We start from the raw sequence: 13,280 nt of genomic DNA on the forward strand, positions 1-13,280 counted from the left end.
ACCGTCGGAGGGCTCCGGTTGTTGCTTCTACCCCGTGCGGGGCCGGAACTCATCAAGCGGTTGACCCCGCGCCACGAAGACGCCGGGATGCCGCACCCGGCCCCCACCACCTAGAGTGCACCCGTGCGGTATCACGAGTCCCTGCAGTCCCTTGTCGGCAACACCCCGTTGGTCCGGTTGACCCGGTCCGCCGAAGGTGTCCGTGGCCTCCTGCTGGCCAAGGTGGAGTACTTCAATCCTGGCGGCAGCGTCAAGGACCGGATCGCGCTGCGCATGGTCGAGGCGGCCGAACGCGAGGGCGTCCTGCGCCCCGGCGGGACGATCGTGGAGCCGACCAGCGGCAACACCGGCGTCGGGCTGGCCATCGTCGCACAGTCGCGTGGCTACCACTGCGTGTTCGTCTGCCCGGACAAGGTGAGCGAGGACAAGCGCAACGTGCTGCGGGCGTACGGCGCGGAGGTCGTGGTCTGCCCGACCGCCGTCCCGCCGGAGCACCCCGACTCCTACTACTCGGTGTCCGACCGCCTGGTGAAGGAACGCGAGGGCGCCTGGAAGCCGGACCAGTACTCCAACGTCAACAACCCGCAGTCGCACTACGAGAGCACCGGCCCGGAGCTCTGGGACCAGACGGAGGGGCGGATCACCCACTTCGTCGCCGGCATCGGCACCGGCGGCACGATCAGCGGCGTCGGGCGCTACCTCAAGGAGGTCTCCGACGGCCGGGTGCAGATCGTCGGCGCCGACCCGGAGGGCTCGGTCTACTCCGGCGGCACCGGCCGGCCCTACCTCGTCGAGGGCGTGGGCGAGGACTTCTGGCCGACCACGTACGACCGGACCATCTGCGACCGGATCATCGCGGTGTCCGACCACGACTCGTTCACGATGACCCGCAGGCTCGCCCGCGAGGAGGGGCTGCTGGTCGGCGGCTCGTCCGGGATGGCGGTGGTCGCCGCGGCCCAGGTCGCCCGGGAGGCCGACGAGGACGCCGTGGTCGTGGTGCTGCTGCCCGACGGCGGCCGGGGCTACATGTCGAAGGTGTTCGACGACGCCTGGCTCACCCACTACGGCTTCCTGCGCGGGCAGAGCAACGACAGCGTCGGCGACGTGCTGCGGCGCAAGAGCGGGACGATGCCCTCGCTGGTGCACACCCACCCCAACGAGACGATCGCCGAGGCGATCGACATCCTGCGGGAGTACGCCGTGTCGCAGATGCCGGTCGTACGCGCGGAGCCGCCGGTGATGGCGGCCGAGGTCGCCGGCGCGGTGCACGAACGCGACCTGCTGGAGGCGTTGTTCTCCGGGCACGCCAAGCTGGCCGACCGGGTCGAGCAGCACCTGTCACCGCCGTTGCCCCAGCTCGGCGCCGGGGAGCCGGTCGCCGCCGCGGTGCGCCTGCTGGAGGGCGCCGACGCGGTGCTCGTCCTCGACGACGGCAAGCCGGTCGGCGTACTCACCCGGCAGGACCTGCTCGAGCACCTCGCGGCGGGGGAGTAGCGGCTCCGGTTCCAGGTCCGGTTCAGCCCTGGCTCCGGCCCGGTTCACTCCGGGTCGAGGACCGCGCCGAGTGCCTTCCACCGGGCGATCTCGCACCCGTTCTTCTTGTCGTACGACGCGTGGACGCGCCGTCCCCGCCACACGCCCTCGATGACCGCGCGCTGCGGCCCGCCGTAGATCTGGGTGCACATCGCGCCGCGGGGTACGGGTTCGAACGGCCGGGGCGCCGCCTCGATCGCGGCGACCGCGGCCTCGGGCCGGGGATGGGTGCCGGCCGGCGGATCCTCGGTGAGCTCGAACGTCCGCGGCTCGGCGTCGGGCCGGTCCCACACAGTGACGGTGAGCCGGGTCTGCGGCGGGTTGTCGGCTGTCGGCATGCCTCCCATTGAACTGCCCTACCTGACGAGGTGGGGGAGGACCGCGCCGAGGATCACCTCGATCCGGCGGCGAAGCTCGGGCTCGTCCACGCCCGGCCCGCCGCGGATGATCCGGTCGTAGAGCAGGCCGTCGAGCAGCGCGACCAGCAGCGGCCCGTCGCGGTCGGGATCGGGGCCGCCCGCCGCGGCCAGCAGTTCACGCGCGCCACCTACGAACCGCGCGCTCGCGGTGTCCAGCAGTTCGTGCAGCTCCGGGTGGTGGCGGCCCTCCAGGTAGAGCGCGTAGCGGGCGCGCAGGCGCTGCCGTCCGGGCCCGAGCCAGTGGGCGAACAGCCGGGCCCAGCCGGCCGCCATCCCGGCGAGGTCGGTGGCCTGGACCGATGCCTCGTCGTCGAAGGGGAGGTACGTCGCGGAGTCGGCTGCGTCGAGGTCGATCAACCGCTGCAGGATCGCCTGGAGCAACGCCACCCGGGTGCGGAAGTAGTAGCTCGTCGAACCCGCAGGAACCTGCGCCCGGGCGTCGACCGCGCGGTGGGTGAGTCCGCGCAACCCGGTGTCGGCGACCACCGCGATCGCGGCGTCCAGCAGCGCGTCGGCCCGCGCCGTCCTGGCGGGGCGGGCGGTCGGTCGTGGCGCGTCGGGTGTCACGTCCGAAACCCTACCCAGCGTCCCTCTACAGCTGTAGTGTGACGGCAGCGCCTCTACATTTGTAGAGGCGCTGCGAACTTCTGGACGGGATCACGGGAGTGGAGGACCGGATGAGTACGCAGCAGCGCAGGGCGGTCGTGGTCGGCGCCGGAGTCGGCGGGCTGGCCGCGGCGGGCGCGCTGGCCCGCGACGGCTGGCAGGTCGACCTGCTCGAACGCCGGCCGCGGATCCAGGCCGTCGGTGCCGGCCTCTCGCTGTGGCCGAACGCGCTCCGGGCGATCGCCGCCATCGACCCCGCTGCTGTCGACCGGCTGCGCGGCCACAACGAGTTGCAGGAGATGGTCGGGCTGCGCCGGCCGGACGGGCGCTGGCTCAGCCGGGTCGAGCCCAGCCCGGCCGACGCCGCGGACGGCTTCACCATTCCGCTGATGGTCACCCGGCCGAAGCTGTACGACGTACTCCGCGACCTCGTGCCCGCCGAGTCGCTCCGCCTGGGCCGGACCGTGACCGGCGTGGACGTCGGGCCGGCCGCCGCGATCGTACGCACCGACGACGAGGAGTACCCCGCCGACCTGGTGGTGGCCGCGGACGGCATCCACAGCCGGCTGCGGACGCTGGTCGATCCCCGCACCCGGACCCGCGGCGCCGGCTACGTGACCTGGCGGGCGCTGATCCCGCCGGAGTCCGCGCCCGCGCTGCAGTCGGGCAGCGAGACCTGGGGGCGCGGCCAGCGGTTCGGCTGCATTCCGTTGGCCAACGGCGGGATCTACTGGTACGCCACGCTCGCGCAAGCGGACTCCCGCTACCGGTCGGACGGGACCGAGGACGTGCCCGGGCTGTTCGCCGACTGGCACGACCCCGTTCCCCGGCTGCTCGCGGCCACCCCGCCGGATCGGATCATCCGTACCGACATCGAACTCCTGTGGCCGCTGCCACGCACGTTCGTCCGCGACCGGCTGGCGCTCCTCGGCGACGCCGCGCACGCGATGACGCCCGACCTCGGCCAGGGCGCGTGCCAGGCGCTGGAGGACGCCGTGGAACTCGCGACCGTCGTCCGCGCCGCCGACCCAGGAGTGGTGCCCGCGGTCCTGCCGGAGTACGACCGGCTCCGGCGGGCGCGCACCACCGGGCTCGCCAAGCAGGCCCGCCTGCTCGGGAAGATCGGGCAGGTGCGCAACCCGTGGGGCGCGCGGCTGCGGGACCGGCTGATCTCGCTGGTGCCGGCGAACTCCGCCAGCCGGAGTCTCACCTCTCCGACCACCTGGGAGCCGACGCAGCCGACCGGCGTTCGGTCCTGACGTCGGCGAATCTCACCACGGCCCCGGCCCGCTTGTGCGGGCTCTGTTACCGCACCACGGCCTTCGGGTGACTCCGGCTGAAACAGGGCCTTCCTAACGTCGCCACGACCGGGTAACCGTGCCCCGCTGTGGGCGCCGTCGTGGGAGGACGCCGTGAGCACAACGCAGACGCCGACAGATTCACCGACAGATTCGCCGGAGGGGACCACGCCGACGACCAGGGGCCGGCTCGGCGGCCGGTGGATCGACCGGTGGGAGCCGGAGGACGCGGCGTTCTGGCAGCGCACCGGCCGCCGGGTGGCGACCCGCAACCTGCTGGTGTCGGTGTTCGCCGAGCACCTCGCGTTCTCCGTCTGGCTGGTGTGGAGCGTGACCGTGGTGGCGCTGCCCGCCGCCGGTTTCGCGTTCTCCGTCGACCAGTTGTTCTGGCTGGTGGCGCTGCCCAGCCTGGTCGGCTCGATTTTGCGGTTGCCGTACACGTTCGCGGTGCCGAGGTTCGGAGGCCGCAACTGGACCGTGGTGAGTGCGCTGCTGTTGCTGGTGCCGACGGTGGCGATGACGCTCGCGGTGAGCGACCCGGCCACGCCGTACTGGGTGTTCCTGCTCGTCGCCGCCGCGGCCGGGTTCGGCGGCGGCAACTTCGCCTCGTCGATGACCAACATCTCGTTCTTCTTCCCCGAACGGACCAAGGGGCTCGGCCTCGGCCTGAACGCCGCCGGCGGGAACCTCGGCACCAGCACGGTGCAGTTCCTGGTGCCGGTCGTGCTCGCCGCGGGCGCGGGGACGCTCGCGTACGCAGGGCTGATGTGGGTGCCGCTGATCGTGGTGTCGGCGGTGCTCGCGTGGTTCTGCATGGACAACCTCACCGTGTCGAAGGCGCCGATCCGGGGGCAGCTGGCGGCGGCGAAGCGCCCGCACACGTGGGTGATGTCGCTGCTCTACATCGGGACGTTCGGTTCGTTCATCGGCTACTCGGCGGCGTACCCGCTGCTGGCGAAGACCGTGTTCCCGGACTCGGGTGCGACGAAGTACGCGTTCCTCGGTGCCCTGGTCGGGTCGCTGGTGCGGCCGGTCGGGGGCTGGCTGGCCGACCGCTGGGGCGGCGCCCGGGTGACCTGTGCGGTCTTCGCGGCGATGGTGGCCGGGATGGCGGTCCTGCTGGCCGCGGTGAACTCGGGGTCGCTGGGGCTGTTCGTCACGGCGTTCGCGGTGCTGTTCGTTGCCAGCGGTGTGGGGAACGGCTCGACGTACCGCATGGTCCCGGCGATCTTCGCCCGGCAGGGCGAACGGGACGAGCGGGCCGGGGTCGCGGGTGCCCGGCGGGCGGCGCTGACCGAGGCCGGCGCGGCGGTCGGGATCATCTCCGCGGTCGGCGCCTTCGGCGGGTTCCTGATCCCGCGGGCGTACGGCGCCTCGCTCGGCGCGACGGGTTCGGTCGCCACGGCGGTCCTGGCGTACGCCGCCTTCTACGCACTCTGCCTCGGCGTGACCTGGTGGTGCTACCTGCGCCGGCAGTTGCTGGTGGCCCGGATGCCGAGCCTGGCCGAGGCGGCGGTCTGAGCGATCCGTGGATCGGTGAGCGTGCGTTGACAGACTCGAAACAGAGGGGACCCAGGCGTGAAACGGTGGGACCGCAGGCTCGACGACATGTCCGATTCCGCGCCGGTGGCGACGCACTGTCCGTACTGCGCCCTGCAGTGCGGGATGGAGCTCAGGGCCACGCCGGACTCGGGGCCGGCCTCCGGGGGAGTGCTGGTGGCCCCCCGAGCGCACGGCGACAACGCCGCCGCCCTGTGCCAGAAGGGCTGGACGGCGGCCTCACTCCTCACGTCCTCCGACCGGCTGCGCACGCCGCTGGTGCGGGCCCTTCGAGGTGAGGCGCTCGCGCCCGTGTCGTGGGAGAGGGCGTTCGGCACCGTCGCGGCGACGATCGCGCGGGTGCAGGCCGAGCACGGGCCGGGCGCCGTGGCGGTGCTCGGCGGCGGCGGGCTGACGAACGAGAAGGCCTACGTGCTGGGGAAGTTCGCCAGGACCGTCCTGCGTACGCCGAACATCGACTACAACGGCAGGTTCTGCATGTCGTCGGCGGCGGCCGCCGCCAACCGGGCTTTCGGGCTCGACCGCGGACTGCCGTTCCCGCTGGGCGACATCGCCGCGGCCGACGTGGTGCTTCTCGTCGGCGGCAACGCGGCGGAGACCATGCCGCCGTTCCTGCGTGTGCTCACCGCGCCGCGACCGGACACCGGTGGGCTGATCGTCGTCGACCCGCGGCGTACGCCGACGGCCGAGCGGGCCAGGCTGCACCTGCAACCCACGCCCGGCACCGACCTGGCGCTCGCGCTGGGCATGCTGCACGTCGCGCTGGTGGAGGGGTACGCCGACACCGAGTACGTCGCGGCGCGTACGAACGGTCTGGCCGGCGTCCGGCCGATCGCGATGAGCTACTGGCCCGAACGCGTCGAGCGGATCACCGGCGTGCCGGTGGCGCAGCAACGGGAGGCGGTACGGCTGCTGGCCACCGCCGGGAGGGCGATGGTGCTCACCGGACGCGGCGCGGAACAGCACGCCAAGGGCACCGACACGGTGAGCGCGTTCGTCAACCTGGCCTTGGCACTGGGGCTGCCGGGCACGCCGGGCTCGGGATACGGCTGCCTCACCGGGCAGGGCAACGGGCAGGGCGGGCGCGAGCACGGGCAGAAGGCCGACCAACTGCCCGGGTACCGCCGCATCGACGACCCGGCCGCCCGGGCGCACGTCGCCGCCGTCTGGGGTGTGGACCCGGCCGACCTGCCCGGTCCCGGTCCGAGCGCGTACGAACTCCTGGACTCCCTCGGCCGGCCGGGCGGACCTCGTGTCCTGTTGGTGTTCGGCACCAACCCGGTCGTGTCGGCGCCGGCAGCCGCACGGGTCGAGGAACGACTCGCGGCCCTCGACCTGCTGGTGGTCGCCGACCTGGTGCGTTCGGAGACCGCCGACCTCGCCGACGTGGTGCTGCCCAGCGCCCAGTGGGCGGAGGAGGACGGCACCATGACCAACCTGGAGGGCAGGGTGATCCGGCGCCGCCGGCTGCGCCCGCCGCCCGGGCAGGTGCGCACGGACCTGGAGATCATGGCCGGGCTCGCCGACGCGCTGGGCCGCGGGCCGGCGGTGGAGACCGAACCCGCGCGCGTGTTCGCCGAGCTCGGCCGGGCCAGTGCCGGCGGTCCCGCCGACTACGCGGGGATCAGCTACGAGCGCATCGACGCCGAGGGCGGCGTCTTCTGGCCGTGCCCGGCGCCCGCGCACCCGGGCACGCCGCGGATGTTCCTCGACCGCTTCGCCACACCGGACGGCCGGGCGAGGTTCGTCCCGGTCGACCACCGGCCGGCGGTGGAGGACGTGGACGCGGCGTACCCGGTCTACCTCACCACCGGCCGGGTGCTCGCGCAGTACCAGAGCGGTGCCCAGACCAGGCGGGTCGCCGCGCTCGCGCAGGCGGCGCCGGGACCGTTCGTGGAGGTGCATCCGGTGCTGGCCGAACGCCACGGCATCGCCGAGGGCGACGACGTACGGGTGGTGAGCAGGCGCGGCGTCGCCGTGGCACCGGCCCGGCTGACCGAGACGATCCGGGTGGACACGGTGTTCATGCCGTTCCACTGGCCGGGTTCCGGGCGGGCCAACGTCCTCACCAACCCGGTGCTGGACCCGACGTCACGGATGCCGGAGTTCAAGGTCTGCGCGGTCCGGCTGGAACCTGTGGGCCGCGTGGTGCGCGAGCGGGCGGAGGCGAGCCGATGAGCGTCGTCGTGGTGGGCAACGGGATGGCCGGTACGAGGTTCGCGGCCGACCTGCGTGCCCTCGACCCGCACCGGCCGCTGGTCGTCTTCGGCGCCGAGCCCGGCCGAGCGTACAACCGGATCCTGCTGCCGGAGGTGCTGGCCGGGCGGCTCACGCCGGACGACCTGGCGCTGCCCGAGCCGTCCGGGGCGCTGGACCTGCGCACCGGGGTCACCGTCACCGCGATCGACCCGGACCGCCGGGTGGTGTACGCCGACGACGGCAGCCGGACGCGGTACGACGCGCTGGTGCTCGCCACCGGAAGCCGGCCGGTGATCCCGACGGTGAAGGGGCTGTGCCGCGACGACGGCTCGCTCGTCGAAGGGGCGGCGGTGTTCCGTACCCTCGCCGACTGCCGGCGGATCGTTGCCGCGGCGCGCGGTGCCCGCGACGTCGTGGTGCTCGGCGGCGGGCTGCTCGGCCTGGAAGCCGCGCGCGGCCTTGCCCGGCGAGGACTTCGTGCCCGCGTGGTGCACGCCCGCGGCCACCTGATGGAGCGTCAACTCGACCTTGACGCCAGCCACATCCTCACCAGCACGCTCGCCGAACTCGGCGTCGAGGCGCTGCTCGAGGCGTCGACCGCGGCCGTCGTCGGGGACGAGGACGGCCGGGTGCGGGGCGTCGTCCTGGAGGACGGCAACCGGATCCCCGCCGACCTGCTGGTGGTCGCGTGCGGTGTCCGGGCGGACACCGGGCTCGCTGTCAATGCCGGCTTGCGCACCGGCCGGGGGATCGTGGTGGACGACCGGATGCGTACGTCCGACCCGGCGATCCACGCTCTCGGCGACTGCGCCGAACACCGCGGACGGGTCTACGGCCTGGTCGCGCCGGCGTGGGAACAGGCCAGGGTGGCGGCCGGGGTGGTCGCCGGGCTCGGCGGGAGGTACGCCGGGTCGCGCCTGGTCACCAGGCTGAAGGCGCCCGGCGTCGACCTGGCCACGATGGGCGACCCGCACGTACGCGACGAGGCCACCGAGGTGGTGACCTTCGCCGACCCGGCACGCCACGTCTACCAGAAGGTGCTCATCCGCGAACGCCGGTTGGTCGGGGCGATCATGCTCGGCGACAACCCGAGCGTCGGCACGGTCACGCAGTTGTTCGACCGGGACGCCCCCGTGCCGGTGGACGCCCGGTCGCTGCTGTTCGCCCGCCCCGGCACCGGCCCGGCCGCGAACGGGTCACCGGGTGTGCCCGCCGCCGGGGACACGCTGTGCCGGTGCAACGGCGTCACCGCCGGCGGCATCGCCACCGCCTGGCTGGCCGGTGCGCGTACCACCGAGGAGGTCGCGCGGGTCACCCGCGCAAGTACAGGTTGCGGCGGCTGCCGCGACACCATCGAGGGGTTCGTCGCCGCGCTGTCCGCCGGCCCGGCGCACACCCCCGCACCGGAGGAGGTGGTCGCATGAAGCTCGTCGTGGTCGGCAACGGCATGGTGGGGCAGCGGTTCGTGGAGGCGCTGCGAGCCCGGGACACCGAGGGCCGGTGGGAGGTGACGGTGCTCGCCGAGGAGAGCCGCCCCGCGTACGACCGGGTGGGCCTGTCGGCGTACTTCACCGGCACGTCGGCGGAGGAACTCTCGCTGGTGCCCGAAGGGTTCTACGACGAGGCCGCGCAGGTCAGCCTGCGACTGGGTGAGCCCGCGCTGTCGGTGGACCGGGACCGCCGCGTGGTCACCACCGCGCGGGGTGCGTACCCGTACGACGCCCTGGTGCTGGCCACCGGGTCCTACCCGTTCGTGCCGCCGGTGGCGGGCAGCGACCTGCCGGGCTGCTTCGTCTACCGCACCCTGGACGACCTGGAAGCACTGGCCGACTACTGTGCCGGGCGGCACGCGGGCGCGGTGGTCGGCGGCGGCCTGCTCGGGCTGGAAGCCGCGAACGCCCTTCGCCTGCTGGGACTTCGCACCCACGTGGTGGAGTTCGCGCCCCGGCTGATGCCGATGCAGCTGGACGAGGCCGGCGGTGCGATGCTGCGCCGCCACGTCGAGACACTCGGCCTCTCCGTGCACACCGCCACGAGGACCGAACGCCTGCAGGCGGGGCCGGACGGCGGCGTGCAGCGGATGGTGTTCGCCACGGACGCCACCGCCGATGCCGCCGTGGCCGAGGCAGCCGACGCCGCAGCCGCAGCCGACGCTGCCGACGTCGAGCCGGGCATCGACGTGGACACGGTTGTCTTCGCGGCCGGGGTCCGTCCTCGTGACGACCTCGCCCGTGGGTGTGGCCTCGAGGTCGGCCCGCGCGGCGGCGTGGTGGTTGACAGCACCTGCCGTACGTCCGATCCGGCCGTCTACGCGATCGGGGAGTGCGCGAACGTCGACGGGCAGGTGCACGGCCTGGTGGCGCCCGGCTACGCGATGGCCGAGGTGGTGGCGAGCCGCTTGCTGGGCGGTGACGACACGTTCGCGGCCGCGGACACCTCGACGAAGCTCAAGTTGCTCGGCGTGGACGTGGCAAGCTTCGGCACGCCGGCCGGCGAGCTGGACGTGGTCTACTCCGACCCGGCGCACGGCATCTACGCCAAGCTCGCGCTCACCGACGACGCGCAGACGTTGCTCGGTGGGATCCTGGTCGGCGACGCCTCGGCGTACGCCGTGCTGCGGGCCAGTGTCAACGGCCCCTTGCCCGGGAAGCTGGCCGACTTCCTCGGCTCCGGCGAGGTGTCCGGCGACCTGCCCGGTGGAGCGCAGGTGTGCTCGTGCCACGCCGTCACCAAGGACGACATTCTCACCGCGGTCGGGGACGGCCACACCGACGTCCCGGGGCTGAAGGCGTGCACCCGGGCAGGCACCGGATGCGGGTCGTGCGTGCCGTTGCTGAAGACGCTGCTCGCCCACGCGGGCGTGGAGCAGTCCCGGGCGATGTGCGAACACTTCGCGTACTCCCGGCAGGAACTTTTCGACCTGGTGCGGGTACGCGAGCTGCGCAGCTTCTCCCGGATCGTGCAGGAGCTCGGCACCGGCCGGGGCTGCGACGTCTGCAAGCCCGTGATCGCCTCCATCCTGGCGAGCCTGGGCAACGGGCACATCCTGGACGGCGAGCAGGCAGCGCTGCAGGACACCAACGACCGCTTCCTCGCCAACCTGCAGCGCAACGGCACCTACTCCGTCGTTCCCCGCATCCCCGGTGGGGAGATCACGCCGGACAAGCTGCTGGTGATCGCCGAGGTCGCCCGGGACTTCGACCTCTACACGAAGATCACCGGTGCCCAGCGCATCGACCTGCTCGGTGCCCGGGTGGAGCAGCTGCCGCTGATCTGGCGTCGGCTGGTCGACGCGGGGATGGAGTCAGGGCACGCGTACGGCAAGGCGGTCCGGACCGTGAAGTCCTGTGTGGGTACGACGTGGTGCCGTTACGGCGTGCAGGACTCGGTGAGCCTCGCCGTCAACCTGGAGTTGCGCTATCGCGGCCTGCGTTCCCCGCACAAGATCAAGGCGGCGGTGTCGGGCTGCGCACGCGAGTGTGCCGAGGCGCGGGGCAAGGATGTCGGCGTGATCGCCACGGAGAACGGCTGGAACCTCTTCGTGGGTGGCAACGGCGGCTTTCGTCCCCGGCACGCGGACCTGTTCGCCACCGACCTGGACACTCCGACGCTCGTCCGTACGATCGACCGGTTCCTGATGTTCTACGTACGAACGGCCGACCGGCTCCAGCGCACCGCCGCCTGGATCGAGGGCATGGACGGTGGGCTCGACCATCTCCGGTCGGTGATCGTCGACGATGCGCTCGGCATCTGTGCAGACCTGGACGCGGCCATGGAACGCCATGTCGCGAACTACAGCGACGAGTGGGCGGCGACCCTGAACGACCCGGAGAAGCTCGGCCGCTTCGTGTCGTTCGTCAACGCGCCCGGAACGCCGGATCCCTCGATCGAGTTCGTCACCCAACGCGGCCAGGCGGTACCCGCCGACGCGCCCGTCCTCGTCGCCGGCCCCACCCTGGCGACGCGTACGCAACGAGAGGTCGACAGATGACAGCTGTGCTGAGCACGTCCCTGGGCACATCCTTGGGCACCAGCCTGAACCCGGCCCCGAGCACCACTCTGGACAGGACCTGGGTCGCCGTGTGCGCCGCGACCGACCTGCTGTCCGAGCGCCCCGTCGCGGCACTGGTCGGCGCGGAGCAGGTCGCGATCGTCCGCACCCACGACGGGCAGGTCCACGCCGTCGGCAACCGTGACCCGTTCTCCGGCGCGTACGTCCTGTCCCGCGGCATCGTCGGCAGCGTCGGCGAGGTGCCCGTGCTCATCTCCCCGATGTTCAAGCAGGCGTTCGATCTGCGGACGGGGCAGTGCCTCGGCGCCCCGGGAGTCTCCGTGCCGACGTACGCCGTGCGTTGTGACGGTGGCGTGGTTTCGGTCGCCCCCGGGAACCGGTGATGACGCCGTTCCAGCAGGGCGAGGTCCCTTCCGCGGGGCTGCCGCCGCCAAGGGTGGCGGGCATCGAACCATCGCGGGCACCGGCAGGTAGTCCGCCGGAGGCCTCGACCGAACTGCGGCCGCTCACCGGCTTCACCGTGGGCGTGACGGCGGCCCGCCGCCGCGAGGAGCTCGTCGCGCTCCTCGAACGCCGGGGAGCGCGGGTCGTGGAGGCTCCGGCGATCCGGATCGTCCCGCTGGCCGACGACAGGGCACTGCAGGCGGCCACCCGGCTGTGCCTGGCGCAGGGCATCGACGTCGCGGTGGCCACGACGGGGATCGGGTTCCGGGGCTGGCTGGAGGCCGCGGAGAGCGCCGGGCTGGCCGACGGGCTGCTGTCCGCCCTGGCCGGAGCTCGACTGCTCGCCAGGGGACCGAAGGCGCGCGGTGCGATCCGCGCGGCCGGGCTGACCGAGACGTGGGCGCCCGCGTCGGAGTGTTCGCAGGAGGTGCTCGACCACCTGCTGTCGGCCGGCGTACGCGGCCTGCGGATCGCGGTCCAGCTGCACGGCGAGCCGCTGCCGGACTTCGTGGCGGCGCTGCGTTCCGCGGGAGCCTCGGTGATCGAGGTGCCCGTCTACCGCTGGGTGCTGCCCGAGGACGTGGCGCCGCTGGTCCGGCTGGTGGAGCTGGTGAAGCTCGGCTACGTCGACGCGGTCACGTTCACCAGCGCACCGGCGGCCGCCGCGCTGCTGGAGGTGTCGGGGGCGGAGGAGGGTGCGGTGCTCGAGGCGTTCCGGAGCGGGGTGCTCGCCGCCTGCGTGGGCCCGGTGGCCGCCGGGCCGCTCGCCGGGCGTGGCGTACCGACGTTGCAACCGGCCCGGGCCAGGCTCGGCGGACTGGTACGCACCCTGACCGACCGGCTGCCCGCGCACCGGACCCGGCACGTCGCCGTGGCCGGCCACCGGCTGGAGATCCGCGGTCACGCGGTCGTCGTGGACGGGGAGATGCGGATGCTCGCACCGGCGCCGATGGCCGTGCTGCGGGCGCTCGTCGAACGTCCGGGCCGGGTGGTCTCCCGGGCCGACCTGCTCCGCACTCTGCCGCGCAGCGCCGACGGGCACGCGGTGGAGATGGCGATCGCACGGTTGCGGGCCCGGCTGGGCGACTCCCACATCGTCGGTACGGTCACCAAACGGGGATACCGTCTCGCCGTCGACCCGGTGGACGGCCGGTGAGCGCGGTGAGCATGGTGAGCATGGTGAGGACAGGGGAGCCCGGGCACGGCATG

At 73.1% G+C, this 13,280-nt stretch carries 10 protein-coding genes; 8 read left to right on the forward strand and 2 right to left on the reverse strand.

From position 1 onward, the window contains the following. Positions 1-123: 123 nt before the first annotated feature. On the forward strand, positions 124-1,494 hold the full coding sequence (locus F4554_RS06895) for a cystathionine beta-synthase (protein ID WP_179786614.1): 1,371 nt from the start codon (positions 124-126) through the stop codon (positions 1,492-1,494). A gap of 44 nt (positions 1,495-1,538) precedes the next feature. Here F4554_RS06895 and F4554_RS06900 read toward each other — a convergent pair whose 3' ends face one another. Next, complete coding sequence (locus tag F4554_RS06900) at positions 1,539-1,871, reverse strand: SSI family serine proteinase inhibitor (protein WP_179786615.1); 333 nt, start codon at positions 1,869-1,871, stop codon at positions 1,539-1,541. Between the two features lie 18 nt (positions 1,872-1,889). Beyond that, on the reverse strand, positions 1,890-2,519 hold the full coding sequence (locus F4554_RS31990) for a TetR family transcriptional regulator (protein WP_179786616.1): 630 nt from the start codon (positions 2,517-2,519) through the stop codon (positions 1,890-1,892). Positions 2,520-2,629: 110 nt separating this feature from the next. Here F4554_RS31990 and F4554_RS06910 point away from each other — a divergent pair, with 110 nt between their 5' ends. The 7 genes from F4554_RS06910 (at position 2,630) to F4554_RS06940 (ending at position 13,227) form a co-directional block, all read left to right on the forward strand. Then, entirely contained in the window at positions 2,630-3,817 is a 1,188-nt protein-coding gene (locus tag F4554_RS06910; RefSeq protein ID WP_179786617.1) for an FAD-dependent monooxygenase, read from the forward strand. 153 nt (positions 3,818-3,970) lie between these two features. Beyond that, positions 3,971-5,377: an MFS transporter gene (locus tag F4554_RS06915; RefSeq protein ID WP_179786618.1), complete on the forward strand. Its 1,407-nt coding sequence runs from the start codon at positions 3,971-3,973 to the stop codon at positions 5,375-5,377. An 87-nt stretch (positions 5,378-5,464) separates the two neighbouring features. After that, a complete protein-coding gene (locus F4554_RS06920; RefSeq protein ID WP_179786619.1) occupies positions 5,465-7,594 on the forward strand; it encodes a molybdopterin oxidoreductase family protein in 2,130 nt (709 codons plus the stop codon). Further along, positions 7,591-9,039 carry an FAD-dependent oxidoreductase gene (locus F4554_RS06925; protein WP_179786620.1) on the forward strand — a complete coding sequence of 483 codons (1,449 nt, stop codon included), beginning with the start codon at positions 7,591-7,593 and terminating at the stop codon, positions 9,037-9,039. Before F4554_RS06920 ends, F4554_RS06925 begins: the two co-directional genes overlap by 4 nt. Beyond that, positions 9,036-11,606 carry a nitrite reductase large subunit NirB gene (nirB, locus tag F4554_RS06930; protein ID WP_179786621.1) on the forward strand — a complete coding sequence of 857 codons (2,571 nt, stop codon included), beginning with the start codon at positions 9,036-9,038 and terminating at the stop codon, positions 11,604-11,606. The genes F4554_RS06925 and nirB overlap by 4 nt, the downstream gene beginning before the upstream one ends. Beyond that, on the forward strand, positions 11,603-12,010 hold the full coding sequence (gene nirD, locus F4554_RS06935; protein WP_179786622.1) for a nitrite reductase small subunit NirD: 408 nt from the start codon (positions 11,603-11,605) through the stop codon (positions 12,008-12,010). The genes nirB and nirD overlap by 4 nt, the downstream gene beginning before the upstream one ends. Next, positions 12,010-13,227, forward strand: a complete 1,218-nt coding sequence (locus F4554_RS06940; protein WP_202889178.1) for a uroporphyrinogen-III synthase — start codon at positions 12,010-12,012, stop codon at positions 13,225-13,227. Before nirD ends, F4554_RS06940 begins: the two co-directional genes overlap by 1 nt. Positions 13,228-13,280 lie beyond the last annotated feature (53 nt).

The sequence above is a fragment of the Actinopolymorpha rutila genome, assembly GCF_013407855.1.
Taxonomy (GTDB): Bacteria; Actinomycetota; Actinomycetes; order Propionibacteriales; family Actinopolymorphaceae; genus Actinopolymorpha; species Actinopolymorpha rutila.

What these genes read in the sequence shown, in the direction of transcription:
- F4554_RS06900 (WP_179786615.1), bottom strand. Translation starts at nt 1,871, where the DNA reads ATGCCGACAGCCGACAACCCGCCGCAGACCCGGCTCACCGTCACTGTG.
- F4554_RS06910 (WP_179786617.1), top strand. Translation starts at nt 2,630, where the DNA reads ATGAGTACGCAGCAGCGCAGGGCGGTCGTGGTCGGCGCCGGAGTCGGC.
- F4554_RS06920 (WP_179786619.1), top strand. Translation starts at nt 5,465, where the DNA reads ATGTCCGATTCCGCGCCGGTGGCGACGCACTGTCCGTACTGCGCCCTG.
- F4554_RS06925 (WP_179786620.1), top strand. Translation starts at nt 7,591, where the DNA reads ATGAGCGTCGTCGTGGTGGGCAACGGGATGGCCGGTACGAGGTTCGCG.
- nirB (WP_179786621.1), top strand. Translation starts at nt 9,036, where the DNA reads ATGAAGCTCGTCGTGGTCGGCAACGGCATGGTGGGGCAGCGGTTCGTG.
- nirD (WP_179786622.1), top strand. Translation starts at nt 11,603, where the DNA reads ATGACAGCTGTGCTGAGCACGTCCCTGGGCACATCCTTGGGCACCAGC.
- F4554_RS06940 (WP_202889178.1), top strand. Translation starts at nt 12,010, where the DNA reads ATGACGCCGTTCCAGCAGGGCGAGGTCCCTTCCGCGGGGCTGCCGCCG.